The following is a 23,688-nucleotide window of genomic DNA, read 5'->3' on the forward strand; positions in this document are numbered from 1 at the left end:
GCTACTTGGGCTTTTTCTCAACCTAGTTGGGCATCTGGACGCGCCACCGCGATCATTACGCCGTGACTTCCTCGATTTCCAACGATGCGAGCAGCTTGTCGATGTGCGCTTTGATCTCGTCGCGGATGATCCGGACCTGCTCGATCGGCAAATCGGCCGGGTCGGCGAGAGCCCAGTCTTGGTAACGCTTGCCTGGGTAGACGGGGCAGGCGTCACCGCATCCCATTGTGACGACGATGTCTGCCGCTTGGACGACGTCGTCGGTCAACGGCTTGGGGAACTCCTGGCTGATGTCGAGACCGAGTTCTTCGATCGCCTGGACCACGGATGCGTTCAATTCACTGGCGGGCGCGGACCCTGCAGACCGGACGTGCACTCGCCCGCCGGCCAGATGGTTCGTGAGGACGGCGGCCATCTGCGAGCGGCCGGCGTTCTGTTCGCAGACGAACAGGATCTCCGGAAGCGGTGATTCGATCGCGCCCTTCACCTGGGCGAGCGCCGTGAGCCGGTCAGCCGCGAATCGTGCGGTCCGCGAAGCGAGGTGCGCCTTTACGGTGGCGGTACGCAGAAGGCCCGCGTACGACTCGAGCACATACCGTTCAACGGTCTCCTCGGCGAAGACTCCAGCGAAGCGTTCCGAGAGTTCGATCGAGAGTCGATGCAGCGATTGCTCTGGGAAGGCGAGCCCGGGCATTGCCCGGCGGTTGCTGAATTCGCTCATGGTGATCCGTCTCCTGCTACGCGGTGACGGGAATGATCTCGGACAGGAGAGTCTGTATGCGACCCTTGATGTCGTCGCGGACGCGGCGGACAACGGTGATGTCCTTGCCCGCGGGGTCTTCGAGTTCCCAGTCCTCGTAACGCTTGCCGGGGAAGATCGGGCAGGTGTCCCCGCATCCCATCGTGATCACGACATCCGAGTCCTGAACGGCTTCAGTCGTCAGGATCTTCGGCACATTGTTGGCGATGTCGATGCCCTCTTCGGCCATCGCCTGGATGGCCACCGGATTGATCTGGTCCTTCGGCTCCGACCCCGCCGAGAGCACCTGCACTTTCCCTTCGGAAAGCGCAGCCATGTAGCCGGCGGCCATCTGCGACCGTCCAGCGTTGTGAATACAGACGAAGAGGACGACAGGGATCTCAGACATTGCGGCGCTCTCCAAGGGCTCGGGATGGGCGGATGATTGGGATGCATTCACCGCCGTCAATGGTTCTAGTATGCGCAAACCCATAGATGTCTGTCAATGTGTATGCTGACGGAATGACGCTTGCCGAACCCGTTTCGACCGCCCGAAAACTGACCGCGGAACTCGCCGGAAGCGCCCTGCTCGCCGCACTGGTGGTGGGTTCAGGGATAGCGGCGCAACGCCTCTCGCCCGGAAACATCGGACTTCAGTTGGCCGAGAACGCCGCGGCAACCGCGGCCGGGCTCTTCGCGCTGATTCTCATCTTCGGCCCGGTGTCCGGTGCCCATTTCAACCCGGTCGTGTCGCTAGTCGACTCCGCCTTCGGACTCCGCGGCTGGCGCGAATCGGGCCTGTACATCCCGGTTCAGGTGGCGGGCTGCATCCTGGGCACCATCCTTGCGAACGTGATGTTCGCGCTGCCAGCGGTCGAGATCAGTCAGACCGCCCGGATCACGGGACCGCACTTCCTGTCCGAGGTCATCGCGACGGCAGGCCTTGTCCTCGTCATCTTCAGCCTCGCCCGGTCCGGTCGCACCAGCTGGGCGCCCGCGGCCGTCGGCACCTACATCGGCGCCGCCTACTTCTTCACCAGTTCCGCGAGCTTTGCAAATCCCGCGATAACAATCGGTCGGATGTTCACCGACACCTTCACCGGCATCGCACCAACTTCAGTCCCGGGCTACCTCACCGCCCAGCTCATTGGCGGCGCGGTCGGGTTCGTCTTCATCCGGTTCCTCTACCCGACGAAGCGCGCGGGAAGACTGGTGGCGCCGGACTTGGTAGCGACGCCGATGTCATAGCTGACGGTCGGAGGTCGCGCAGCTGTGGTTCGCCGATCAGAGCGAATCGATCAGCTCACGCACGCGCGCTTCGATGTCGTCACGAATTTCACGCACCTTCGACAACGGCTGCCCGGCCGGGTCGCCAAGCTCCCAGTCCAGGTAGCGGCGCCCCGGGTAGACGGGGCAGGCGTCGCCGCAACCCATCGTGACCACCACATCCGCAGCGCGCACAACCTCGTCGGTGAGGGGTTTCGGATACTCGCCGGCGATCGGCACCCCGATCTCATCGAGCGCCGCGACCACGGTCGGGCGAACCATATCGACCCGGTTGGAACCAGCCGTGCGCACATGGACACGGTCGCCGGCAAGGTGCTTGAGGATCGCGGCGGCCATCTGGGATCGGCCCGCGTTCTGGACGCAGACGAACAGCACCTCGGGGCGGTCGCCGACGACGTGGTCCTGGTTCGCGAGGGCGCTCAGCCGGTCAGCCGCGAACTGGGAGGTAAGCGAGGCGAGGTTTCGGGTGATGCCGGACAGCCTGACTAGCAGTTCGTGGCTCTCGTGCACGTAGCGCTCGACCGTCTCGCTGAAGCAGCCCCTCATCGAGAAGCACCTTGAGGCGATGGCTCACCGTCGGCTGGGTCAGGCCGAGGGGTTTCGGCAAGCCGCGTGACGGATGCGCTTGAGACTGCGCAGCGTCCCGGTCGCGTCAGGCACCCCACTCATAGACCGAAGCCTATGCGACGAAGCGCAACCTCGTCAGGAGCAGCAGGAGCCGGGTGCCTGATCGGTCGAGCAGACTCCGGTGGCAGGGAGCACGAGTTGCACGTTCGTGGCCGACGCGACGTCGCCGGCAAGCCACGCGGTGATCGACCGCACCTGCTCGTAGCCGGTGGCGAGCAGGAAGGTCGGTGCTCGACCGTAGGACTTCATTCCGGCCAGGAAGAAGTTCGGCTCTGGCTGCTCGAGTTCGGCGAACCCGTGTGGGGCGACGGTGCCGCAGCTGTGGATGTTCGGGTCGATGAGCGGCGCGAGTCGTTTCGGCGCTTCGACGATCTCGTCGAGCTCAAGCCGGATCTCGCGCAGCATGTCGAGGTTGGGCCGGAACCCGGTTGCGTTCACCACGATGTCGGTCTGGTGTTCGACCAGTTCGCCGTTGCGGTGCCCGATCAGGCGAACACCGGATCCGGACCGGGTCAGCCGCACGATCTCGAACCGGTCCAGCTGTTCGACAGTTCCGTCGGCGACCAACTGGTCGACTCGGGAGCCGATCGCGGCACGTGCGGCGAGCTCGTCATCTGGTGAGGACGACACGCGGACCGCACTGGCGTTACGGATCAGCCAGGTGATTCGGGTGCCGGGCTCCTCCTGCGCCAGCCTGGCGAGGTTGAGCACGGTGTTCGCAGCCGAGTGGCCAGCGCCGACGACGGTGGTGTGCCTGCCGGCGAACTGGGACCGTTCGCGGCCCAGCACATCCGGAAGGGCGTGGCTGACCCGGTCGGCTACCTCAGGTAGTCCGAGCGGTTCCAGCCCGGTCGAGGCCAGGCTGTTCGGGGTCAGGTAGGTCCCCGACGCGTCGATGACGGCGCGAGCCGACACCTCGTCGATAGCGCCGGATGCGTCTGTGATCCTCAAGAGGAACGGTGTCTGTGCGCGGTTGGCGGTCCGGGTGCGGTCCATGCCTACTCGGCTGACCGCGCTGACCGTGATACCCGAGCGAGTCCGAGAGGCGATCTCGTCGAGCTGAGCGAGCGGGCGCAGGTAACGGCTGAGGAAGTCGGCCCCGGTCGGCGCGGTCACATCACCAGGAGCACGCCATCCGTTCGCCTCGAGCAGTCGGCGGGCGGCCGGGTCGATCAAGTGCCGCCATGGCGAGAAGAACAGGATGTGACCCCACTGGTCGATGCTGCTGCCCGCACTTTCGCCCGATTCGTAGATCACGAAGTCGATGCCTCGTTCCACGAGGTTCGCAGCCGCGGCCAAGCCGATCGGGCCGGCGCCGATGATGGCGACGGGCAGGCCGTCGAGGCGGCTGCTGCGCACGGCAGGTGCGGTCAGGTCGATGAGCGTCATAGCTCCTCCGGTACATCGAAGTTTGTCGATGAAGTTACTATCATCCATTCATCGAAGAATGTCAATGAACGGGTAGAGTGTGCGTCATGACAACCGTCGAACTACTTTCGGTCACCGCCGCAGGATCGTGCTGCGCCCCGCTGACCCGCGAGACGATCTCGACCGAGGATGCCGAGTCAATGGCTGTCGCGTTCAAGGCGCTCGGCGACCCCACCCGACTGCGGCTGCTCTCCATAGTTGCCGCATCCGAAGGCGAGGAGGCGTGCGTCTGCGACCTTACCGATCCGATCGGACTGAGCCAGCCGACCGTATCCCATCACCTGAAGATCCTGATGGACGCCGGCTACCTCACCCGCTCGAAACGGGGTACCTGGGCCTACTACAAGTTGGTTCCCGGAGCGCTCGATCGGGTTTCGCAGCTGCTGAAGACGGCGTGACCACGACCGGGACTGCGACGCTCGCACCGAGCAGAACGCGTTCCGGCTGGTCACTCGCGGCGCTCTCGGTCGGCCAGATCGTCAGTTGGGGTGTCCTCTACTACGCGCCGATCGTCGCTGCACCCGCGATTGCCGCCGACACCGGCTGGACACTGACCGAAGTCACTGCGGCAATCTCAGCCGGCCTCATCGTCTCCGCCGCAGCGGGCATCGCAGTCGGTCGACTGATCGACACGTGGAGCCCCCGCGTCGTCATGTCTCTCGGCGCCATCACAGGCACTGCCGGAATGATCGCAGCGGCCCACGCATCCAGCCTTCTTTGGTTCTTCGTAGCGTGGACGGTCGTGGGTGTGGCGCAGGCCGCCGTCCTCTATCAGGCCGCGTTCGCCGTCATCACCCGCCGCTACGGGGCGCGGCGACAAGGCGCGCTCGCGGTGCTCACTCTAGCGGGCGGCTTGGCCTCGACAGTGTTCGCCCCGATCACTGCCACGCTTCTCACTGCGTGGGGGTGGCAGACCGCTCTGATCGTCCTCGCGGGCGTCCTGCTCGTCATCACGCTTCCCCTGCATTGGTTCACCGTCGAGCAAGCCTGGGCGCACCAGAGCCAGGATCACACCGCCCGTGCGCATACCGTTTCGACGGTGATTCGCACCCGTCGGTTCTGGACGCTGACGGTCGCCGTGGGGCTACTGACAGCCAGCCTCTACACCGTCACGCTGTCACTCATCCCCCTCCTCACCGAGAAGGGATTCAGCTACCGCACGGCGGCCCTCGTACTCGGACTCGTCGGCGCCGGCCAGGTTGTCGGCCGGCTGCTGTTCTTCGTCACGCCGCACGGGACACGACCATGGATGCCGCTCGCGCTCGTGTCAGCGCTATCCGTCGTCCTTCTCACCTCCCTCGCCCTCATCCCCGGACCGCTCTGGCTGCTGATCGCGACCGCCATCGCAACCGGCGCGGTACGCGGAGCACACACCCTCGTCCAGGCGTCCGCCGTCGCAGACCGGTGGGGCACCCAGAACTACGGGTCGATCAACGGTGTCTTCGCAGCTCCAATCACGATCCTGACCGCCCTCTCGCCGGCGCTCGGCCCGATCATCGCCACCGGCGTCGGCTCGTATTCAGCGATGGCCCTCGTGATGGCGGGCATTGCGCTCCTTCCTCTCGCCCTCGCACGCGCAACCTAGAACGGAGCACCATGGCGACAACGATTCGGCCCCTCGTCCCGTCGGACTGGCGGGCGGTCGAGCGGATCTATCGGGAAGGTATCGCCACCGGCGACACAACCTTCGAAGCGGAACCGCCGACCTGGGAGCAATTCGACGCCGGCAGGCTCAACGTGGCACGGCTCGTCGCCGTCGATGACGACGGGACCGTCCTCGGCTGGGCCGCGGTCTCACCCGTCTCAGGACGCGACGTCTACCACGGCGTCGTGGAGCATTCCGTATATGTCGGAAGTCAAGCGCAGGGCAGAGGGGTCGGTCGTTTGCTGCTCTCCGAACTCATTGAGGCGTGCGAGGACGCCGGCATTTGGACGATTCAGTCGAGCGTCTTCCCCGCGAACATCGCCAGCTTGGCGCTCCATGAACAGCTCGGCTTCCGCCGGGTGGGTATCCGAGAACGCATCGCCCGGATGCGCTACGGGCCACATATCGGCGAATGGCGCGACACAGTGCTGATCGAGCGACGAAGCGGACGCGTTGCTCTCTGAGTTCGACGAGCCGGCGATTCGGGCGATACGAGATTCGCGAACGAAGTCCGATTTCAGTAGCCGATCCTCCAGCGGGACGCGTCGAGGGCAGGCGTTGGGTGGGGTCGTTGTCACTTCCGCTTGAGAAGCACGTCGAGAATCTCACCAACCGCGACTTCGTCCAGCCCCTCCCGGCGGATCGGCTGGTTCGGATGCAGTTCGTAGAAGTTGCGACTGCCTACCCGACTGCGAGTCAGGTATCCGCCCTCGACCAAGTCCGCCACTATGCGGTGTGCCGCCCGTTCCTGGACGCCCACGCTTTCGGCGATCTCCCGGATCCGGATTCCGGGGTGGCGCGCGACGCAGTAGAGCGCATGTAAGTGATTGGTCAGGAAACCCCACTCAGCCATGGCAGCACGTCTCCTGTCATTTGGGACATGTTCGCTTTGCCATGTCGTCTACAACAGGATATCGTTGCCAAGACCGGTGCGGAAGTTCCCAACCGCCGGCAAACCCCGCGGCGTATTCGACCTCCTCATGGGCATGAACCGCCGGGTCTACCGGGTCAGCGCCTACTCCGCACGGATGACCGACCAATACCCATCTCTCCGCAAGGAGCACACCATGGCCGCCAACACCGACATCACCCCTCCGGTAAGAGTCCCCGTTTCGCGTGGCCGGATGCGCCCGACGAGGCGGATCTCCCTGACCGTCGGCATACTGTACGTGCTCACGTTCGTCTCCATCCCCACGCTGGCGCTGTACGCGCCCATCAAGGACAACGTCCGTACCTTCGTTCTGGGGACCGCCGGAAGCACAACGGCATTGCAGTGGGGGGTTCTGTCCGAAGTCGTCGTCGGCTTGGCCGGCATCAGCACCGCCGTAGTGCTGTACCCGCTGACCAAACGAATCAGTCAAACCGCCGCCCTGGGGTTGGTGGCCGCCCGGCTCCTGGAAACCTGCCTCATCTTCGTCAGCGTCGTCAGTCTGCTTACGATCATGACCCTGCGAAACGATGTTGCCGGCACCGCCGGCGCGAGCACAGCGGCGCTGACCACGATGGGCCACGGCCTGCTTGCGAACTACACCTGGACGTTCCTGCTCTCCCAAAGCCTGATGCCCGTCGCCTGCGACCTGCTCCTGGGCTACCTGCTGTATCGGTCCGCCATCGTTCCTCGCATCTTCCCGATCGTCGCGTTCATCGGCGCACCGCTGCTCCTCGCATCCGACATCGCGGTCTACTTTGGCGCCTACTCCCAGGTGTCCCCGATCGCCGTTTTCGCCGCACTGCCCGTCGCCTTGTTCGAACTGTCCCTGGGCATCTGGTTGATCATCAAGGGTTTCAAGCCAACGCCGCTGACCGCCGACTACGACGCAATCAGCGAGCCCACGGCAGCCTGAGCGTCGGCATCATCCCGCTCGACATGACGAAGCAGGTCACTGCGAAGAGAAGTAGGTACAGGGGTGTGAGCGGGACCGCCGGGTTGGCTTCAGCTCGCTTTCGTGCGCGACGCGAAGTCAAGGAGTCGGCGTTGTGATTCTTCGTAGGATGTCGCCGTCGCTACCTCACGCCTGTCTCGCACGGCTGCGGCGACTTCCACGGCGGCATCGATCGCGGCCCGGTATGGCAGCGACCCCGTGCTGACCCGCCGAACGCCGAGGTTCTTCAGGTCGTCCAGAGTGAGGCCCGGCACGACAAGTACATTGACGGGAAGCGCGATGCCAGTGGTCAACTGTTCCAGTGTCGCCGGGTCGGCCGCCCCGGGGATGAAGATGCCGTCAGCGCCCGCATCGGCGTAGGCCTTTGCCCGCTCAAGGACGGCAGCAACTGTGTCGTCCTCGTGGAACCAGTACGAGTCGACTCGCGCGTTGACGAATACCTCCGGTGCGGCACGCTTGATAGCAGTGATCTTCGCGGCCGGGATCGCCGGGTCTACGAGTCGCCCGTCGGCAGAGTCCTCGATGTTCACGCCGTCGACTCTGAGCTCCGCAACGAGGTCGCCCACCTCGACCGGATCATCGCTATAGCCGTCCTCGATGTCGGCGGAAACGAAAACCGGAAGCGACCTGATGTGCCCGACCAGCGCAACGGTGGCATCCCGGCTCGCTCCTGCGGCATCCGGTCGGCCGGCCGACGCATTCACCCCGAAACTGGTCGTGCCGATTGCCGGGAACCCTGCTGCGGCGAACGCGAGCGCTGAGCCGACATCCCACGCATTCGGCAGCAGCAACAACTCGTCTTCGAAGTGCAAATCGCGGAACGTCATGGTTGTCCCTCCCACCAAGGGAGGCTACCGCCGCACGCGCGGAACCTGGTACTTGAATCCGAGGTGGGTGCCGGCAAAGCCTAGACGCGAGTCTTCGTCAGTGACCTGGTCATGATTGAGTACGCTCTTGGGCTACGTGGAAGGTCACAGCCCGGTCAGCGCGTGGACATCCTCCAGGAACGCCGGCAGTTCCGTGTGTTGTGACTTCATCGCGTGCGGGCGGAACCCGAAGCGACCAAGCGGACCGGCCAGCTGACGCATCCAGTATCGGGTCGCGAACCAGAGCGGCATCCGAATGAAGATGGTCTTCAGGGAAGTCGGCGACACCTGTACTCCTCGTGCCGTCAACGCCCGCAGGCCGCGCCTCACTTCGACGACGACATCATGTACCGCGTCATAGTCGCGGGCGAGCGACGCAACGTCGCCGCCCACACGGACGATCGCCGCTTCGAAGGCCGTGATGAAAATGACGTGGGTCTGGAGCCAGGAGTCCATGTTCGGCACCGTCGCCGTTCGGAATCCCGCTTCCTCGAGAAGCCCGACCACCTCTGCGGTGGCGGGCGCATCCTCGACTGTCGTCGGCTGCTGCCGGACGTCGATGAAGTTCACCACCCCATCGTCGGAGACGGAGCCCGCGACGCCCGGGAACGCCGGTATGAAGCGCGCAGGGCCGATCAGCTTTCTGAATTCTGGAAGCCCGCGTGGAATGTCGATGAGGCTGACGACAAGCCGCGATCGGATGCGCGCGAAATCCGGCATGGCGGCGTCGAGCTGGTCACGCCGGACTGCGAGGAAGGCGATGTCGACGTCCCCCGCCTCAGACGCATCGGCCACAATCGGAACCCGGACAGTCCGCTCTCGCTCACCGATGGCGTGAATCCGGATGCCTTTCGCCTGCGTGGTCGCGGCGGATCCGCGGGCCACCAGGACGACCTGGTTGCCCGCGAGCGCGAGACGAGCCGCATAGATCCGGCCGATCACGCCCGCACCGAAGACGAGGACCCGCATCAGTGGGTTCTCTCGAGGGGAGTCTCCGAACGGGTCGAGGCTGGCTCGGGGCCGGCGGTTCCCGGCTGAACCCCCTGCTTGCTGTAGTAATCCCGCCAGATCAGGCGGTGAATCGGGATCCACTTCGGGAAGGTGCGCAACCCTGGGATGAACGGGAGCAGCGCGAGAAGCGCCGTCAGGATGCCCATGATGAGCACGATGAGCAGGTCGGCGTTGGGCGCCGACGCGAACGGTTCCACCTGGTAGAAGAAGGAGAACAGCCACAGCCACGACTGGCCGGGATAGTTGCCGGTCTCGTTCATCATCCCCCACTGGTCACCTGTCAGGTGCTGCGCGGTGGCGAGATTCTGGAAGTAGGTGCCATCTCCGAGGAAGAGGATCGCCGGGGTGAAATCGAGGTTGTAGAAGCCACCTTCACCCGCCACCGCGCCGTCGAGGGCTCCGCTCCGCGCCGACGAGGACAGCGATGCGATCATGGCCGGTACAGGACCGTAGTCGCCTCCGCTGGCCGGCGGAAGTGACGTCCCCTTGTCGGCAGCGAGCGCCTTGGCGTAATCGGTCGTCCACCGTGTCTGGTCTGCGGCGGATCCCGCCGACCACGCTGCGAGCGCATCGGGAGCTGACCGCAGCGTCTTCAGCGGCCTGACCACGAACGCGTTCGCGGTGTCGACCGGGATGCGCACCCCGGCTATGCTCTGCAGGTCGAGGGGTCCGAGAGTCTGGGTCGCATCCGGTGTCGTGTTGTACGGGGGCCCATACCCGGCGGTGTCGCTCGTTCCTCCGAGCTCGGCTGTCGCGGTCGTCGCGAAGTCGACAGGTTGGCTCGTCGCCCAGCTCTTGAGCGTGACGCTGGGTTCGTCGGGCGACCCGAGGACGGCGACGAGGCCGATCGTGATCAGCGACACGACGACGATTCCGATGGTGACTTCCTTGAAGAGGTCGTAGTCGCGGACTCGGCCGCGCCACGGTCGGCTCACCAGGTCGTTGCCCGCACGCCACGACATGCTCGGTGACGACTTCATCGCACTACCTCCGATTCGTTCCCAGCGCGCGCGACCTGGTCATCGGTCTCATCGGCGTCGATCGGTGGCACGACCCCGTGCATGCGCACAAGGAGCACGTGGAGCGCGACGACCGCGGCTACCGCGAGCGGGAGCACCGCGATGTGCCAGCCGAACATCTGCCCGACGTCGGCCACGTTGAACCAGGCACCGATGCCGGCGGCGTTCAACGCGTCCTTGCCCTCGAACGCGATCCACTGGGAGTCGAAGTTCGTCTGGAGGAGGTAGCCGGTGAAGCCGGCGACGATGGACACGGCGAACGCGATCACACCGGTGATCCAGGTGAGCACCCGTCCTCCGCGCCAGGCGGCCATCCAGTACTTGCCCCAGAGGTGCACGACCATGAACAGGAAGAAGAGCTCGACGCTCCACAAGTGCACGCCGTTCGTGAAATGCCCGAGTTGTGAGGTGTGTGACCAGGACGGCCCGTTCAAGCTCAGCACGAGGCCCGACACGATGACGACGGCGAGCGCGGCGAGGGATGCCATGCCGAAGATGTAGATCCAGGATGCGACATAGCTGGGCTGGTCCTGCGGGAGCAGCTTGTCCGGCGGGAGCTTCGTGAGGAGCCACCGGCGCGTGCGTCCCGTCCAGGTGTAGACCTCGTCCGCCGAAGTTGCGTCCTGCACCTCGGGGGTGACCTTCTCTGCAGCGCTCATTTCCGGCGCCGGGCCTTCGGGAACGGCAGCACGAGCGCGAGGACGAACAGTGCGATCATGACCGCGATGACGATCAGGTTGCCGAGCTGGACCACGAGCGGACCCCAGCCCAGATAGATTCCGGGTGACACGCTCTCGACGATCTCCACGGGAGACTCCTTTGTTCGTGGTTCCAGAGTGGATCCACGTAGGAAGCGCGAATAGGGCCGAAGGTCCTCCGTGCCGCAACCGCCTCGCGGGCTACGTCTGCGACCGCGGAGACTTCGCAGTGAACCGCGCAGCGCGCCGGCGCACACGGTGGGGGTAGCCGCGTCGGCGAACGAGCGCAACGGGCGCCTTCTGGGCTGCGCGCGAGAAGAACCACACCTTCGCCACCTCGACCAGCACCAGGTAACCGAGGATCATCCCGACCAGTGCCAGGAAGAACGGGAGCGGAAGGGGCGAGAACCCGAGCACCCCGGAGAGCGGCGAGAACGGCAGCCACGCTCCGACCGCGACGACGGCCAGCGATGCGACGGCGAGCGCGAGCGACGGACGGCTGCGGAAGAACGGTACGCGCCTGGTGCGGATGGCGAAGATGATGAGCGTCTGGGTCGCGATGGACTCGATGAACCAGCCGCTGCGGAACTCGGCGGGCGCGGCGTTGAAGACGAACAGCATCAGGGCGAAGGTCGCGAAGTCGAAGATCGAGCTGATCGGCCCGAAGGTGAGCATGAAGCGGCGGATGAATGCGATGTCCCAGTGCGACGGCGCCAGCAGCTGTTCCGGGTCGACCCGGTCGGTCGGGATGGCGAGCTGGCCGGTGTCGTAGAGCAGGTTGTTGAGCAGAATCTGTCCGGGAAGCATGGGAAGGAACGGAAGCGCGACCGACGCGACGGATGCGCTGAACATGTTGCCGAAGTTGCTCGACGTTCCCATGAGCACATATTTGATCGTGTTCGCGAAGATGCGACGACCCTCCATGACGCCGGTCGCGAGGACGCCCAGATCCTTGTCGAGCAGAAGAACGTCGGCAGCATCTTTGGCGACGTCGGCGGCCGACTCGACGGAGATTCCGATGTCGGCATGGTGGAGCGCGAGCGCGTCGTTGACGCCGTCGCCGAGGAACGCGACGGCGCGCCCGCGTTGGCGGAGCAGTTTGATGATGCGCGCCTTCTGCTCGGGCGAGACGCGGGCGAAGATCGTGGCGGTTCGGGCGGCATCACTGAGCCGTTCGTCGCCGAGGTCGTCGATCTGCTCACCGGTGAGTGTTCCGCCGGATCGCATCCCCAGTTCGGAGCAGACCTTCTCGGCGACGGTGGCGTTGTCGCCGGTGGCGATCTTGACCGTGATTCCGAGCGAAGCGAGCCGGTCGAGTGAGGCCCGGGCATCCGCCTTCGGCTTGTCGACGAACGCGAGGAGGCCGACCAGCGTGAGCTCGTTCTCGTCGTCGGGGCGGATGCGCGTGACGCCCTGAACATCGCGCACGGCCACCGCGACGACGCGCGCGCCGGCCGCGTACTGCGCATCCAGTGCGGCCATCGCGTTCGCAGGGACGTCGACACAGCGTCGCATCACGTCCTCGGGGGAGCCCTTCGTGATGAGCCGCATCGCGCCGCTCGAATCCGCGACGAGGGCGCTCGTCATCCGGCGTTCGTGATCGAACGGCAGCAGCGCGACCCGATGCTGGGCACGCGGTTCGAAGGTGGCCGCCTCCGGGCTCTGCCACAGCGCGGCATCCAGTGCGTTCAGTCCGACGATCGAGGGTGTCGGTTTCGAGTAGTCGGTCTCCGTCGCGAGGAGCCCAAGCAGGAACAGCTCGGCAGCCGGGCGCGACGTGTCCACCGGAAGTGCTTCGGTGAAACTGATGTGCCCTTCGGTGAGCGTTCCGGTCTTGTCGGTGACGAGCAGGTCGAGGTCGCCCAGGTCTTCGATGCACACCAGCCGTTTGACGAGCACCTTGCGTTTGGCGAGCGTCCGGGATCCGGCGGCGAGACTCGTGCTCACAACTGCGGGGAGCAGCTGCGGGGTGATGCCGACCGCGATGGCCAGGGAGAAGAGCAACGATTCGATAAGGGGACGGTGCAGCAGCAGGTTGGCGACGAAGATCAGCGAGGTCAGCACGACGGCCACTTCGAGCAGGAAGACGGAGAACCGGGCGAGACCGCGCTGGAAATCGGTCTGCGGCTGCTCCGTGCCGAGTCCGACAGCGATCCGTCCGAAGACGGTGTGAGGGCCGGTCGCGACGACGACGCCCGTTCCGCTTCCTGCTTGAACGACGGTTCCCATGAGTGCGCAGCTGGTCAGGTCGCCCAGGCCGGAACCCGTCGCCACGGCGGCAGTGTCCTTCGTGACGGGCATCGACTCACCTGTCACGATGCTCTCGTCGCACTGCAGGTCGTTGCAGCTGAGCAGGCGGAGATCGGCCGGAATGACGGATCCCACGCTCACGGAGACCACGTCGCCCGGCACCAGTTCGACCACGTCAACTGCCCGCAGCGATCCGTCGCGGAAGACGAAGGCTCTGTACCGGATCTGGTCGTGGAGGGCATCAGCGGCCCGCTCGGCACGGAACTCATTGACGAAGCCCAGTCCGACGCTGAGCACCAGAATCACCGTGATGATCACGGAATCCGCTGCGTCGCCCAGGAACGCGGAGACGATCGCGGTGACGAAGAGCAGGATCAGGATGGGGCTCTTCAGCTGTCGACCCAGCACGAGCCACGGTCGCGCCCGATGACCGCGAACGGCATTCGGCCCGACGACAGCGAGTCGGTGCGCAGCCTCATCAGAGGACAGGCCCTCCGCCCGCGAGTCGGCGTTGCTCAGAGCCTGGTCGACCGGCCGGCAGGCCGCCGCGCGAAGGTCTTCGGCCTGGCCCGGTTCGACGGCGCGAGTGTCTTCGGCGGTCACGTCTCAGTCTCGCACCGCGGTCAGGTCTCTTCGGTGTGAGTCTGCTGCACGTACTCCCGGCCATCGATGATCTCGGGCTTCGCGCGATTCCTCCGACCGGGGCTGATCTTGAACAGATAGAGGGCGTCGAGGATGCCGGCCGAGTTGACGACGAACAGCGTCGCGAACCACGGCTTGCTGTCATCCTTTGCTGCACGCCAGAGCGATGCGGCCTTCCAGGCGAGCGACATCGCCACCAATGCACCGAAAGCCGCTGATTTTCCGCGACTGACTTCTTTCCCGCGGCCGTGTGTGTCATGCATGAGAGGGCCCTTCCCTGTCCACTGGGTCAAGTCTGCTGCGCGTTGGGGCGCGACCCTAGGGCCGAACGTCCCGTCGTGGTGGTACCGCTGCGCGTCGCCCGCAGGCTGTTGAGAATCGACGCGAGGTCCACAGCCTCCTGGAGCAGTGCGCCGATGATCGCGGGGATCAGCCCGAACGCGGCGATCCCCATCAGAATGAGGCTGAGCGAGATACCCAGAACGATGCTCTGCGTTGCGATGCGCACGCTGCGTTTGGCCGTGGCGACCGCGTACACGACGCGATCCAGGGAATCGAGCAGGATCACCACATCCGCCGACTCTGCTGCGGCCGTGGCGCCGCGCGCCCCCATCGCCACCCCGACATCGGCAGCCGCGAGTACCGGCGCATCGTTCACGCCGTCGCCCACCATCATCACCGGCCGCGGAGACATCCGGGCCACGGCGCCGACCTTGTCGGCTGGAAGAAGCGCTGCCTGGACGTCGTCGATGCCGACCCGTGCCGCGACCTGCTCAGAGGTGGCAGCTGAGTCGCCCGACAGAATCGCGCAGTGGCGCACCCCGAGGCTGCGAAGCGCCTCGATCGTCGAGGGCGCGTCGGGCCGCACCTCGTCGCGCAGAATGATCCGGCCCGCTGGTCGACCGTCGATCGCAACCCAGACCATCATCGCGCCGGCCGCTGCCGCCACCTCGTCGAAAGCTGCCGATTCCGACGCGACGAAGGCGGCCTTGCCCACGACCACACGTCGTCCGTCGACGGTTGCGCTGAGCCCTTGCGCGATGGTCTCCTCGACGTCCGTCACCTCGTGTGATCCCGAGCCGGCAGCGGCGATCGCCTGGGCGATCGTGTGTCCCGAGTACGCCTCTGCAGCTGCGGCGGCGGAGAGGACATCGTCCGGAGAGCTATACCCGATCGGCTCCACTCGCACGACGGCGGGTGCACCGAACGTGAGCGTTCCGGTCTTGTCGAACGCGGCCGACCTGACGCGCGACAGCATCTCCAGCACGCCGCCGGATTTGACGATGACCCCGCCTTTCGCCCCCCTGCTCATCCCGGCCAGGAAGGCGACGGGCGCCGCGATCAGGAGAGGACAGGGCGTCGCGACGACGAGGACTTCGGCGAAACGTCGCGGATCGCCGCTGATCGCCCACGCGGCCCCCGCGATCACGAAGGCGATGATCGTGAACGGCACTGCGAACCGGTCGGCAAGCCGGATGAACGGGGCCTTCTGGTCCGCAGCGGCGGCGACGAGATCGACGATCGTCTGGAACTGGCTGCCCGCAGCATCCGCCACGGCGACTGCCTCGATCGCGCTGTCGCCGTTCACCGACCCGCTCAGCAGCCGGTCGCCGGTCAGATGCGAGACGATCACACTTTCGCCGGTGAGCGACGACTCGTCCAGGTCGGCTTCGTCCGACCGGAGGTCCGCATCCACCGGGACCAGCTCCCCCGGACGCACCATGATGATGTCGCCCACCTCGACTTCGGTCGCCGCCACATCACTCAGCGTTCCGTCGATCGGGTCGACGACGTGGGCGAATTGGGGAGCCCGCTCGAGGAGAGCGGTGAGCTCGCTGGTCGCGCGCGTCGAGGCGTACTTCTCCAGCGCCTGACCGCCGCTGATCATCAGCATCACAACGACGGCCGCCCACACATCGCCGACCGCGATCGTGCTGAGGATTGCCGCCACCGCCAGCACATCGAGACCCCAGCTGCCGGACCGCAGAGTGGTGAGCATGCCGGCCGACTCGATCGCGACGACGATCAGAGCGAACGCTGTGATCAGGTCGGATGCCGCGCCGGGGAGGCCCGCGACGGTCAGCAGCAGAGCGATGACCGCGCATCCGATCGTCGCGGCGACCAGCGGGTATCGGCGGACGAGCCCCGTCGCGCGGCTCACGGATGGTGCGGTCACGGAGGCTAGACGACGTGGGCGCCGGCCGCGCGTTTCTGCGCCTCGGTCACCAAGTGGAACCCCCAGAGCCCGGCGCGATCACGCTCGCCCTCGTCAAGCCGGTTGTCCTTCACCAGGAAGCTCTCCGCGTCCGTCAGCCGTTTCGAGCCCAGCCCGTGCAGCCTCCGGTCGATCTTCGTCGATGCCGCTCCGCTGAGGATACGCGCGATGTCCGCGCGGGTATCGAACGCGGCGAAGAACGCGGGGACCGGTGGCTTGCTTTCGAGCCACTCACGCACACCCGTGCCTTCCGCTTTCGGCTCCAGAGCGAGCTCATGAGCTGGATCTGCGGCTTCCTTCACGGCTTCCGCTCGTGTCGAGGGCCGGCTCAGGCTATGCGCGTGCGTCGGAGCACCGACGACGACGACATCGGCGTTCTCGAGCACGGGCGACGTGATGTCGTTGACGTTGACCACGGACACGAGCGCCGCATCCTTGGCGCCATCGGCGATCGCCTCGGCGATCTGCCGGGTGTTTCCGAACATCGATTCATACACGATCACGATCTTCATGATTTCCTCCTATTGATCACTCGTCGCGCACGGCCCGGAGGTTCCAGCGCGCGCTGTCGCGGGCGACCACCTCGAACAGGTGTGATTCTCCGGCGACCGAGGTTCCGCGAAAGCGCCACCCGGTCACCACCGCCGGCAGTGGAGCCCTGTCCTTCTTCGTCGCCACCGTGCGGCCGAGCGGTTCCGGCGCACCGTCGACGTAATAGCGAACTCCGTTCCGGGTCATGCGAACGGGAACGTCTCGCTCGAGGACGAGCGTGACGGGTTCTTTGAACTGGGTGTCAGTCATTGGTGTTCCTCCGGTGCGATGACGGCAGTGGGGCAGACGATGTCGAGGATGACGGCGTGGCTCACCGAGCCCATCCATGCCCTCGTCAGTCCGTGTCGCTGGCGCGTTCCCACGACGAGCAGCGCGGCCGATCCGGCGAGCTGGAGGAGCGCGAGGGCGGGGTCCTGCCGCAGGAGATGCGGGGTGAAATCCAACGACGGGTGCGAGGCGCGGAGGAGCGTGACCGTCTCGTCGAGCACGCTCTGATGAGCGATCTCGAGCGACTCCACGAGGTCGTCGTCGGGTACGGCGCCTTCGTGCCAGGCAAGAGGTTCGGTCCAGGCGTGCACGATGTGCAATGTCTCCCTTTGGCGCGATGCTTCCCGTGCGGCGAAGTCGAGCGCGAGGTTTCCGGTGTGCGTGCCGTCGACACCGACGAAGACACCGGACCGCTCTCGGGCGGCAGTGCCGTCAGGAACGATGACCACGGGCCCGTGTGCGCCGGCGGCCAGACGCGCCCCGAGCGACCACCCGTAGCGCAGGTGAACGCCGTGTCGTTGCGAAGTTCCCACGATCAGCAGAGTGTCGTGGCGCGTCAATTCGACCAGCTCATCATAGGGATCACCGCGGCGGATGTGCGTGTTCAGCCTCACGTTCGGCTCTTCGCGGAGAACGAGCAAGGCCTGTGTGTCGACACGATTGTGCGCCTGAGCGAGGATGGCTTCGGTCGCCAGGTAGTCCGATGACACTTTCGAATCGTCCACGATATGCACCAGGTCGACGGTGCCGTGTCGGCCCCGTTCGTGCGTGATCGCCCATTCGAGCGCTGCAGCCGACGGTTTGGAGCCGTCCCACGCAACGACGATGCGTTCATTCATGGCCGATCATCTCCTTGTCGTGGCGGCGCGCTATGGCGACGGGTGTCTCAAGGTTCAGGAGCACGTTATGCGCGACGGAACCCATGAGAGTTCGCTCGGCTGTTCCACGTGGACGACTGCCGACCACCAGGAGCCGGCTGCCACGTGCGGCTCGGATGAGCGCGGCTGCCGGCGCGGCTTCGATCTCGCGCGTGGATACCGTCGGCGCGGGTTGCATCGAGCGGACCGTGGCGTTCGCCGTTTCGAGTGCCCGCTCGCGTCGATGGTCGACGGTCCGTTCGGGGACGAGGCCGGTGAGGAGGGGGTTCGCGGTGTAGCCGCCGGCCACGAGCGTCAATGCATCGTGGTGCAGCAGTGCTTCGTGCGCGCCGAAGTCGAGGGCGATCTCCGCCGAGGGGGTTCCGTCGATTCCGACGACCACGCCGCTGCCGTTGTCCGCCCATTCGTAGGGCACTGCGACGACGGTGCTGGGTGAACTGCCGGCGATGCGCACGGCGAGGGACCCGACGAAGGTCGCCTCGATACCGTGCCGTCGCTCGATGCCGAGGACGACGATATCGCTTCGGCCGGCGGCTTCCACCACGCTGGCCGCTATCCTTCCGTAAGCCCAGCCGGCTCTGATGCGGATTCCCGGCGCCTGGCGCTGCGCGAATTCGCGGCCGGCGGTGAGGATGCGGTCTGCCGCCTCGATCAGTTTCGGCTGGGGCGCCGCCTCCGAGTCGCCCCAGGTGCGTCCGATGACGAACAGCAGTTCAACCGATGCGCCCGTTCGCGTCGCCCGATCCAGCGCCCACCGAATGGGTGCCCGATGGGAGGTGTCGCCGTCGACAGCGACGATGATGTGCTCGGTCACTTCGGCCTCCAGAAGTCGGAACGAAGGGGATGTGCTTCGCTCGCTTCCAGCGTGTCGGCCTGCTCGACCGGGCTACAGTGCCGAAAGTCCTACGGGCTCGGAGCCGCGTTCCTGTGTTCGAGGTGCAGGATCGCCGCCTGGGTTCTGTGTTCGAGCCCGAGTTTGCTGAGCAGGGACGACACGTAGTTCTTCACGGTCTTCTCCGCGAGTTTCAACCGCTCCCCGATCTGCCGGTTCGTCAGGCCGTCAGCGATCAACGCGAGTACCTGCCGTTCACGCAGGCTCAGGCCATCGAGCAACGGGTCTGTCGCAGTCGCGCCCTTCAACTGGCTGACGACGCGCCTGGCGATGGCCGGATCGATCAGATTCTTCCCGGCAGCCGCGAGCCGGACGGACTCGATGAGCCTGCCGCCCCTGATGTCTTTCAGCACGTATCCGGATGCACCCGCGATGACAGCGGCTCGCAGAGCGTCATCGTCGTCATAGGCCGTCAGGATCAAGCAGCGGACGCCCGGCATCGTGCTCCGGATCTCACGGCAGACATCGATCCCGCTGCCGTCTGGCAGACGCACATCCAGTACGGCCACATCCGGTTTCGTCGCCGCGATTCGAGCACGCGCCTGGGCGACCGTAGCTGCCTCTCCGACCACCTCGAGGTCGGCTTCTGCATCCAGCAGGTCGGCGATTCCGCGTCGGACGATCTCGTGATCGTCGACCAGGAAGACGCGGATGGATCCCGTGTTCACGGCGTTCTCGCCCACTCCGCTATCGGCACGCACCAGATCAGCCGCGTCCCCGGGTCTGCCGGCTCGACGGTCATCGTGCCGCCCCTCCGCGCGGCCCGCTCAAGCCCGTTCCTGAGGCCGCTTCGGCGCGCATTCCCGCCCATCCCGACCCCGTCATCCTCCACGGTCACGGTGACCGTCGCATCAGCGACTGTGAGCTTGATGGAGACACGGTCGGCACTCGCATGCCTGGCGGCATTGGTCAACGCTTCCCGGACGACCGCACTGACGTCGTCGGCGAGGTCCTCAGTCACCAGCAGATCCACCGGCCCGGAGAACTCCACGGTCGCGGGGCGTACAAGTGCCGGTGCGAGCTCGTCTGCTACGTCGAGGATCCGGTTCCTCACTCCGGTGCCTCCTTTGCTCTGACGCGAGAGCGCAAAGATGATGGATCGGATCTGGGCGATCGCAGCGTCGATCGAATTGACGCTGCGATCGATCCGGTCGGCGACGGCCTCCGAGGAGACGAGGGACTCGATGCTCTGAAGTTCCAGACCCGTTGCGAACAACTGCTGGATCACGTGGTCGTGAAGGTCGCGGGCTATCCGGTTGCGATCCTCCAGCAGGAGCATCCGTTGCCTGTCGGCTCGGGCGGCTGCGAGCTCCATCGCGATGCTCGCCTGACCCGCGAGATCGACGACCCGCTCGAGGTCGAACGGGGAGAATGCAGGGTCGCCCTGAGCCCGCAGGACAACGAGAAGGGATGCGGCACCCTCATCGATCGTGAACGGTGCGATGAGAGACGGTCCCCATGTCGCGCCGGGGAGCGCGAGGCTCTCATCGTCGAAGCTGTCCGTCAGCCGGGGCCCCCCGCCTTCGAACGCGACGGACAAAGTCTCGCCGGAGAGCGGCCGGACACGTCCGACGAGTTCTTCCGCGCCATCGCCATGCGCCGCGCGGACGATTGCAGCATCCGTGTGCTCGTCTTTGGTGAGCACACAGACCAGTGTCGCGCGGGACAGCCGGGCCACGCCGGCCACGAGCTCTTCGAGCGCATCGTCGGGTTCACCACCGAGGAGGGAGGAGCTGATCTCCGACCCGGCTGCGCTCCACGCGCGACGCGCCTCGGTTTCGGCGAAGAGGCGTGCGTTGTCGATCGCGAAGCCGGCCGTCGCCGCCAGCGCACCGACGAGCTGCTCGTCGTCAGAGCTGAAACCGCCTTCCGCGTGATTGGTCAGGTAGAGGTTGCCGTAGACGGAATCCCTGACGCGGATCGGTACCCCGAGGAAGCTGCCCATCGCGGGGTGGTGGGCTGGAAACCCGGCAGATCGTGCGTCGTCTGCGATTCGTTCGATCCGGATGGGATGGGGGTCGTCGATGAGCGCCCCGAGCAGTCCATGGCCTTCCGGCAGATGCCCGATCTTCTCGACCAGGTCGGGCGCCATTCCGACGTGGATGAACTGCTCCAGGCCGCCGCCCGGTGACAGGACGCCCAGCGCTCCATATTCAGCGCCGACCAGTTCGACGGCGGCTTCGATGATGCTCCGAAGCACGACCGGAAGCTCGAGATGCGAGACCACCGAACGATTTGCTCGCACCAGAGCTCGCAGCCGTCCCTGGGTCTGCATGACGTCACGGGCACGCTCCACGAGTTCTGTGAGCGCGCGATCCAGTTCTGCACGAGGAGCATCGGGGAACGTGATGGCATCGTCGTCAACCACGTCGGCTCACCTCGACCGCTCGCACATCCAGGCACGGTGCCTGAGCGTGAGTGTACTTCGCTGGCAGTCGACGGTAAAGCACCATCGAGACGGTGCGCCGGCCGGTACCGAATGGCCGACCGACCCATAGGACCTTCGGCTCTATGGCCCGGTGGAACGGGTGACCATGCTCAGGACAACGGATCTTTCGGGAGGCGAACATGAGCAACGGCACGACTCTGGTCGGGATGGACGGATCAGCGTCTTCGAAACGTGCCCTTGACTGGGCCGCCCGGCGTGTCGCCCAACGGGGCGGGCACCTTCGGCTGCTCTGCGTCGTCGACTTCGCATTCGGCACGGACGTGTACGGATCTCAATTCGATCCGCTCGAGAACGCCAGCTGGGCCCTCGACGAAGCGTCGAAGTACGTCGCTCAGAACTACCCTGCCGTTGATGTGTCGACCGACTGGGTGGACGGAAGGCCGGCCCTCGAGCTCGTGAAGGCGTCCTCCGAAGCAGAGCTCGTCGTCATCGGCACCGATAAGTCCCCCGAGATCGGCGGACCGCGGGTCGGAACGATTCCCTTGAAAGTTGCGGCACGGGCGCGTTGCCCGGTCGCCGTCATCCCCGACCTGGGAAACGCACGCCGCCGGGGCGTCACAGTCGGAGTCGACCGGTCGCCTCGATCCCACGAGGCGCTCGCGGTCGCCGTTCACGAAGCCTGCTGGCTGGGAACGACTCTTCGCGTCGTCCACGCGTGGCATGTTCCGCCGCCCTTCGCGTCCGACGTAACGCCCGATCTGCAGCCCGACCCCAGGTACCAGGACTCGCTCGAATCGGTCCTGGACGATGCGCTGGCCGAATTGAACACGCCCATTCCAGATCGCGTCACGGTCGTCACTGAACTGGCCCGGGAGAATGCTGCCCTCGCCCTTGTCGACCGCTCGCTCCGTGCAGAACTTCTGGTCGTCGGATGCCGTGGGCGTGGACGCGTCGCGTCCTACGTGCTCGGGTCGGTCAGTCACGACGTCTTACTCAACATCACCAGTCCCGTCCTGGTCGTCCCTGGCGCGAAGGCAGCCGTGACGACCTCGAAGGACTTCGAAGGGGAGGAATGGTAGCCGTGGAACGAATCATCGTCGGAATAGACGGCTCCGTACCCAGCCGAGCTGCGATCCGGTGGAGCGTCGAACGCGCACGCAAACACACCACGGGGGTGACACTCGTGCACGTCATGGACGACGAATGGGGTGCCATTGGATCGCAGCTCATCGCGGAAGCGAAGCAGGGGTCCGTCGACCGTCTGGAGTCAGCAGTGCGGTTCGCTCGTGATCTCGACCCGAAAATCGAGATCACCGCTGAATTGCTTTACGGCAGTCCGATGTGGCTGCTGGCCCAACTCTCCGACGAGACGTCACTCGTCGTGGTCGGGACGCACAAGACCGGTTTCCACTACGGCCGCGCGTTCGGCTCCCGCAGCCTTCAACTCGCATCCATGGCAAAAGGTTCCGTCGCAGTCATCCCGGAGTCAGCGGTGCGACTGCGTCGCGGCGTCGTCGTGGGCGTCGACGAAACCACGGCGGGCCGTCACGCGGTCCTGGTCGCCGCACAGGAAGCCGAGCGAAACGGATCCGAGTTGACGCTCGTGCGCGCACTCGACATCTCAGCACCGGACCATCTCGACGATGAGCACAGGCGCGAATGGCAGGAACATCACGATGCGATGGCACATCGGGCGGTGGCCGACGCCCTGAGTCGCGTTCAGGACCTTCACCCACGGCTGAGCACGCGCAGCCGGATCGTCCGTCGACCGGCGGGTATCGCACTCAACGAGATTTCGCGCGCCGCAGAGTTGCTGGTCGTCGGCAGTTCGCGTCGTTCCGGTTTTGACGAAACGAACGGACTCGGGTCGGTGGCATACGACGTGCTCTTGAACCTGGCCGCCCCGACGATGATCGTCCACACCTACGTCGGCGAATCAACACGATCCGAATCACCAGCACCACAGGAGGAACATCATGAACACGTCAGCTAGCGTCACCGAGCTTTCGGAGGATGAATGCTGGACGAAACTCTCGGGCAACTCCCTCGGGCGGCTGGCGACCAGTGTCGGCTCTGAGGTCGACATCTTTCCTGTCAACTACCTCGCCGACGGGAAGACCCTCCTGATCCGAACCGCGCCGGGAACGAAATTGCTGGAGCTGACGATCCATCACGACATCGCCTTCGAGGTCGACGGCTATACGGACACCGAAGCGTGGAGCGTGATCGTCAAAGGCGTGGCAACGGAACTGGAAAGCCAGACGGAGATCGACGAAGCCAACCGCCAGCCACTCGCCCCGTGGATCCCGACGCTCAAATACCGGTACGTCAGAATCACCCCGCTCTCCATCACAGGACGCCATTTCCGGCGCGAACCGGAACCGGAGAGGTATTGAGACG

General features: G+C 65.6%; 28 protein-coding genes. 8 read left to right on the top strand and 20 right to left on the bottom strand.

The window, feature by feature from the left end:
* Positions 1–55: 55 nt before the first annotated feature.
* Both AAYO93_RS17240 and AAYO93_RS17245 read right to left on the bottom strand, forming a co-directional pair.
* The gene (locus AAYO93_RS17240) at positions 56–721 is read right to left on the bottom strand and encodes an arsenate reductase ArsC (RefSeq protein ID WP_345762402.1); all 666 of its coding nucleotides are present in this window, start codon (positions 719–721) and stop codon (positions 56–58) included.
* A 16-nt stretch (positions 722–737) separates the two neighbouring features.
* Positions 738–1,148, bottom strand: a complete 411-nt coding sequence (locus tag AAYO93_RS17245; protein WP_345762403.1) for an arsenate reductase ArsC — start codon at positions 1,146–1,148, stop codon at positions 738–740.
* A gap of 113 nt (positions 1,149–1,261) precedes the next feature.
* Between AAYO93_RS17245 and AAYO93_RS17250 the strand changes: the two genes are divergently transcribed.
* The gene (locus AAYO93_RS17250; protein ID WP_345762404.1) at positions 1,262–1,987 is read left to right on the top strand and encodes an aquaporin; all 726 of its coding nucleotides are present in this window, start codon (positions 1,262–1,264) and stop codon (positions 1,985–1,987) included.
* 36 nt (positions 1,988–2,023) lie between these two features.
* On the opposite strand, the gene AAYO93_RS17255 is transcribed toward AAYO93_RS17250, so the two are convergent.
* From AAYO93_RS17255 to AAYO93_RS17265, 3 genes are all read right to left on the bottom strand, one after another.
* Positions 2,024–2,518: an arsenate reductase ArsC gene (locus AAYO93_RS17255; RefSeq protein ID WP_345764912.1), complete on the bottom strand. Its 495-nt coding sequence runs from the start codon at positions 2,516–2,518 to the stop codon at positions 2,024–2,026.
* Positions 2,454–2,600 (bottom strand): hypothetical protein, encoded by a 147-nt coding sequence (locus tag AAYO93_RS17260; protein ID WP_345764913.1) that lies wholly within the window; start codon positions 2,598–2,600, stop codon positions 2,454–2,456. The genes AAYO93_RS17255 and AAYO93_RS17260 overlap by 65 nt, the downstream gene beginning before the upstream one ends.
* 128 nt (positions 2,601–2,728) lie before the next feature.
* Complete coding sequence (locus AAYO93_RS17265) at positions 2,729–4,042, bottom strand: NAD(P)-binding domain-containing protein (protein WP_345762405.1); 1,314 nt, start codon at positions 4,040–4,042, stop codon at positions 2,729–2,731.
* Positions 4,043–4,128: 86 nt separating this feature from the next.
* On the opposite strand from AAYO93_RS17265, the gene AAYO93_RS17270 reads away from it, so the two are divergent.
* Genes AAYO93_RS17270 through AAYO93_RS17280 form a run of 3 tightly spaced genes read left to right on the top strand, consistent with a single transcriptional unit; the run spans position 4,129 to position 6,190 of the window.
* On the top strand, positions 4,129–4,479 hold the full coding sequence (locus tag AAYO93_RS17270) for an ArsR/SmtB family transcription factor (protein WP_345762406.1): 351 nt from the start codon (positions 4,129–4,131) through the stop codon (positions 4,477–4,479).
* Positions 4,476–5,666 carry an MFS transporter gene (locus tag AAYO93_RS17275; protein ID WP_345762407.1) on the top strand — a complete coding sequence of 397 codons (1,191 nt, stop codon included), beginning with the start codon at positions 4,476–4,478 and terminating at the stop codon, positions 5,664–5,666. The genes AAYO93_RS17270 and AAYO93_RS17275 overlap by 4 nt, the downstream gene beginning before the upstream one ends.
* Positions 5,667–5,677: 11 nt before the next feature.
* The gene (locus AAYO93_RS17280) at positions 5,678–6,190 is read left to right on the top strand and encodes a GNAT family N-acetyltransferase (RefSeq protein ID WP_345762408.1); all 513 of its coding nucleotides are present in this window, start codon (positions 5,678–5,680) and stop codon (positions 6,188–6,190) included.
* Positions 6,191–6,300: 110 nt separating this feature from the next.
* Here AAYO93_RS17280 and AAYO93_RS17285 read toward each other — a convergent pair whose 3' ends face one another.
* Positions 6,301–6,579 carry a helix-turn-helix transcriptional regulator gene (locus tag AAYO93_RS17285; protein ID WP_345762409.1) on the bottom strand — a complete coding sequence of 93 codons (279 nt, stop codon included), beginning with the start codon at positions 6,577–6,579 and terminating at the stop codon, positions 6,301–6,303.
* A 214-nt stretch (positions 6,580–6,793) separates the two neighbouring features.
* Between AAYO93_RS17285 and AAYO93_RS17290 the strand changes: the two genes are divergently transcribed.
* Positions 6,794–7,570, top strand: coding sequence for a DUF4386 domain-containing protein (locus AAYO93_RS17290; RefSeq protein WP_345762410.1), 777 nt, complete (start codon positions 6,794–6,796; stop codon positions 7,568–7,570).
* Positions 7,571–7,659: 89 nt separating this feature from the next.
* Here AAYO93_RS17290 and AAYO93_RS17295 read toward each other — a convergent pair whose 3' ends face one another.
* The 14 genes from AAYO93_RS17295 to AAYO93_RS17360 all read right to left on the bottom strand — a co-directional run bounded on the left by AAYO93_RS17295 (position 7,660) and on the right by AAYO93_RS17360 (position 21,267).
* The gene (locus tag AAYO93_RS17295; protein ID WP_345762411.1) at positions 7,660–8,451 is read right to left on the bottom strand and encodes an isocitrate lyase/PEP mutase family protein; all 792 of its coding nucleotides are present in this window, start codon (positions 8,449–8,451) and stop codon (positions 7,660–7,662) included.
* Positions 8,452–8,580: 129 nt separating this feature from the next.
* Positions 8,581–9,444, bottom strand: coding sequence for a ketopantoate reductase family protein (locus tag AAYO93_RS17300; RefSeq protein WP_345762413.1), 864 nt, complete (start codon positions 9,442–9,444; stop codon positions 8,581–8,583).
* Positions 9,444–10,466: a hypothetical protein gene (locus AAYO93_RS17305; protein WP_345762414.1), complete on the bottom strand. Its 1,023-nt coding sequence runs from the start codon at positions 10,464–10,466 to the stop codon at positions 9,444–9,446. Before AAYO93_RS17305 ends, AAYO93_RS17300 begins: the two co-directional genes overlap by 1 nt.
* Positions 10,463–11,164: a cytochrome b N-terminal domain-containing protein gene (locus tag AAYO93_RS17310; RefSeq protein ID WP_345762415.1), complete on the bottom strand. Its 702-nt coding sequence runs from the start codon at positions 11,162–11,164 to the stop codon at positions 10,463–10,465. The genes AAYO93_RS17305 and AAYO93_RS17310 overlap by 4 nt, the downstream gene beginning before the upstream one ends.
* A complete protein-coding gene (locus AAYO93_RS17315; RefSeq protein WP_345762416.1) occupies positions 11,161–11,313 on the bottom strand; it encodes a hypothetical protein in 153 nt (50 codons plus the stop codon). Before AAYO93_RS17315 ends, AAYO93_RS17310 begins: the two co-directional genes overlap by 4 nt.
* A 91-nt stretch (positions 11,314–11,404) precedes the next feature.
* A complete protein-coding gene (gene mgtA, locus AAYO93_RS17320) occupies positions 11,405–14,056 on the bottom strand; it encodes a magnesium-translocating P-type ATPase (RefSeq protein WP_345762417.1) in 2,652 nt (883 codons plus the stop codon).
* Positions 14,057–14,076: 20 nt separating this feature from the next.
* Entirely contained in the window at positions 14,077–14,358 is a 282-nt protein-coding gene (locus AAYO93_RS17325) for a DUF5652 family protein (RefSeq protein WP_345762418.1), read from the bottom strand.
* A 26-nt stretch (positions 14,359–14,384) separates the two neighbouring features.
* Positions 14,385–16,271 carry a heavy metal translocating P-type ATPase gene (locus AAYO93_RS17330; RefSeq protein ID WP_345762419.1) on the bottom strand — a complete coding sequence of 629 codons (1,887 nt, stop codon included), beginning with the start codon at positions 16,269–16,271 and terminating at the stop codon, positions 14,385–14,387.
* 5 nt (positions 16,272–16,276) lie between these two features.
* Complete coding sequence (locus tag AAYO93_RS17335; protein ID WP_345762420.1) at positions 16,277–16,822, bottom strand: flavodoxin family protein; 546 nt, start codon at positions 16,820–16,822, stop codon at positions 16,277–16,279.
* A gap of 16 nt (positions 16,823–16,838) precedes the next feature.
* Entirely contained in the window at positions 16,839–17,111 is a 273-nt protein-coding gene (locus AAYO93_RS17340; RefSeq protein ID WP_345762421.1) for a hypothetical protein, read from the bottom strand.
* Positions 17,108–17,968: a universal stress protein gene (locus AAYO93_RS17345; protein ID WP_345762422.1), complete on the bottom strand. Its 861-nt coding sequence runs from the start codon at positions 17,966–17,968 to the stop codon at positions 17,108–17,110. Before AAYO93_RS17345 ends, AAYO93_RS17340 begins: the two co-directional genes overlap by 4 nt.
* The gene (locus tag AAYO93_RS17350) at positions 17,961–18,821 is read right to left on the bottom strand and encodes a universal stress protein (protein WP_345762423.1); all 861 of its coding nucleotides are present in this window, start codon (positions 18,819–18,821) and stop codon (positions 17,961–17,963) included. The genes AAYO93_RS17345 and AAYO93_RS17350 overlap by 8 nt, the downstream gene beginning before the upstream one ends.
* 89 nt (positions 18,822–18,910) lie before the next feature.
* Positions 18,911–19,582, bottom strand: coding sequence for a response regulator transcription factor (locus AAYO93_RS17355; protein WP_345762424.1), 672 nt, complete (start codon positions 19,580–19,582; stop codon positions 18,911–18,913).
* Entirely contained in the window at positions 19,564–21,267 is a 1,704-nt protein-coding gene (locus tag AAYO93_RS17360) for a sensor histidine kinase (protein ID WP_345762425.1), read from the bottom strand. The genes AAYO93_RS17355 and AAYO93_RS17360 overlap by 19 nt, the downstream gene beginning before the upstream one ends.
* A gap of 200 nt (positions 21,268–21,467) precedes the next feature.
* Between AAYO93_RS17360 and AAYO93_RS17365 the strand changes: the two genes are divergently transcribed.
* The 3 genes from AAYO93_RS17365 to AAYO93_RS17375 are packed head-to-tail and all read left to right on the top strand — an operon-like array spanning position 21,468 to position 23,684.
* Positions 21,468–22,367: a universal stress protein gene (locus tag AAYO93_RS17365; RefSeq protein WP_345762426.1), complete on the top strand. Its 900-nt coding sequence runs from the start codon at positions 21,468–21,470 to the stop codon at positions 22,365–22,367.
* A gap of 2 nt (positions 22,368–22,369) precedes the next feature.
* On the top strand, positions 22,370–23,281 hold the full coding sequence (locus tag AAYO93_RS17370) for a universal stress protein (RefSeq protein WP_434056653.1): 912 nt from the start codon (positions 22,370–22,372) through the stop codon (positions 23,279–23,281).
* A complete protein-coding gene (locus tag AAYO93_RS17375) occupies positions 23,265–23,684 on the top strand; it encodes a pyridoxamine 5'-phosphate oxidase family protein (RefSeq protein ID WP_345762428.1) in 420 nt (139 codons plus the stop codon). Before AAYO93_RS17370 ends, AAYO93_RS17375 begins: the two co-directional genes overlap by 17 nt.
* Positions 23,685–23,688 lie beyond the last annotated feature (4 nt).

This window comes from Diaminobutyricibacter sp. McL0608 (assembly GCF_039613825.1).
GTDB lineage: Bacteria > Actinomycetota > Actinomycetes > Actinomycetales > Microbacteriaceae > Diaminobutyricibacter.

What these genes read in the sequence shown, in the direction of transcription:
- AAYO93_RS17240 (WP_345762402.1), bottom strand. Translation starts at nt 721, where the DNA reads ATGAGCGAATTCAGCAACCGCCGGGCAATGCCCGGGCTCGCCTTCCCA.
- AAYO93_RS17245 (WP_345762403.1), bottom strand. Translation starts at nt 1,148, where the DNA reads ATGTCTGAGATCCCTGTCGTCCTCTTCGTCTGTATTCACAACGCTGGA.
- AAYO93_RS17250 (WP_345762404.1), top strand. Translation starts at nt 1,262, where the DNA reads ATGACGCTTGCCGAACCCGTTTCGACCGCCCGAAAACTGACCGCGGAA.
- AAYO93_RS17265 (WP_345762405.1), bottom strand. Translation starts at nt 4,042, where the DNA reads ATGACGCTCATCGACCTGACCGCACCTGCCGTGCGCAGCAGCCGCCTC.
- AAYO93_RS17270 (WP_345762406.1), top strand. Translation starts at nt 4,129, where the DNA reads ATGACAACCGTCGAACTACTTTCGGTCACCGCCGCAGGATCGTGCTGC.
- AAYO93_RS17280 (WP_345762408.1), top strand. Translation starts at nt 5,678, where the DNA reads ATGGCGACAACGATTCGGCCCCTCGTCCCGTCGGACTGGCGGGCGGTC.
- AAYO93_RS17285 (WP_345762409.1), bottom strand. Translation starts at nt 6,579, where the DNA reads ATGGCTGAGTGGGGTTTCCTGACCAATCACTTACATGCGCTCTACTGC.
- AAYO93_RS17290 (WP_345762410.1), top strand. Translation starts at nt 6,794, where the DNA reads ATGGCCGCCAACACCGACATCACCCCTCCGGTAAGAGTCCCCGTTTCG.
- AAYO93_RS17300 (WP_345762413.1), bottom strand. Translation starts at nt 9,444, where the DNA reads ATGCGGGTCCTCGTCTTCGGTGCGGGCGTGATCGGCCGGATCTATGCG.
- AAYO93_RS17305 (WP_345762414.1), bottom strand. Translation starts at nt 10,466, where the DNA reads ATGAAGTCGTCACCGAGCATGTCGTGGCGTGCGGGCAACGACCTGGTG.
- AAYO93_RS17310 (WP_345762415.1), bottom strand. Translation starts at nt 11,164, where the DNA reads ATGAGCGCTGCAGAGAAGGTCACCCCCGAGGTGCAGGACGCAACTTCG.
- AAYO93_RS17325 (WP_345762418.1), bottom strand. Translation starts at nt 14,358, where the DNA reads ATGCATGACACACACGGCCGCGGGAAAGAAGTCAGTCGCGGAAAATCA.
- AAYO93_RS17335 (WP_345762420.1), bottom strand. Translation starts at nt 16,822, where the DNA reads ATGAAGATCGTGATCGTGTATGAATCGATGTTCGGAAACACCCGGCAG.
- AAYO93_RS17340 (WP_345762421.1), bottom strand. Translation starts at nt 17,111, where the DNA reads ATGACTGACACCCAGTTCAAAGAACCCGTCACGCTCGTCCTCGAGCGA.
- AAYO93_RS17345 (WP_345762422.1), bottom strand. Translation starts at nt 17,968, where the DNA reads ATGAATGAACGCATCGTCGTTGCGTGGGACGGCTCCAAACCGTCGGCT.
- AAYO93_RS17365 (WP_345762426.1), top strand. Translation starts at nt 21,468, where the DNA reads ATGAGCAACGGCACGACTCTGGTCGGGATGGACGGATCAGCGTCTTCG.
- AAYO93_RS17375 (WP_345762428.1), top strand. Translation starts at nt 23,265, where the DNA reads ATGAACACGTCAGCTAGCGTCACCGAGCTTTCGGAGGATGAATGCTGG.